The organism is Cupriavidus sp. SIMBA_020, assembly GCF_046535395.1.
GTDB classification, from domain to species: domain Bacteria; phylum Pseudomonadota; class Gammaproteobacteria; order Burkholderiales; family Burkholderiaceae; genus Cupriavidus; species Cupriavidus campinensis.
Genome location: NZ_JAWRWU010001394.1, coordinates 1 through 245, shown reverse-complemented (window position 1 = coordinate 245; position 245 = coordinate 1). Strand labels below are relative to the sequence as shown.

1 pseudogene is annotated in these 245 nt (G+C 66.5%); it reads left to right on the top strand.

Annotated features, from left to right (window positions below):
* Positions 1-55: 55 nt before the first annotated feature.
* Positions 56-245, top strand: a pseudogene (locus tag SB751_RS34095) (hypothetical protein); the annotation flags it as partial.

Below are 245 nucleotides of genomic sequence, written 5' to 3'. Positions count from 1 at the left end.
CCAATCAATTACCCCCGATACGATTCGACCCCCGGCCGATGGCCGGCCAGGCGACTTGCTCGACGAGCGCGGTGTGACGGCGTCGGCGCGAGCGAAACCTGTTGTCGTCTCTCCGGTGATATCCCGCCTGCGACCGATGAATCTGAGCAGCCACTTCCGCGCCTATTCGTTGCGCGCGGAGGGCGGCAACGGCGAGCCGATCGACCCGATTCTGGGCGTGGACCACGCGTGGATCAGCGCCCCTC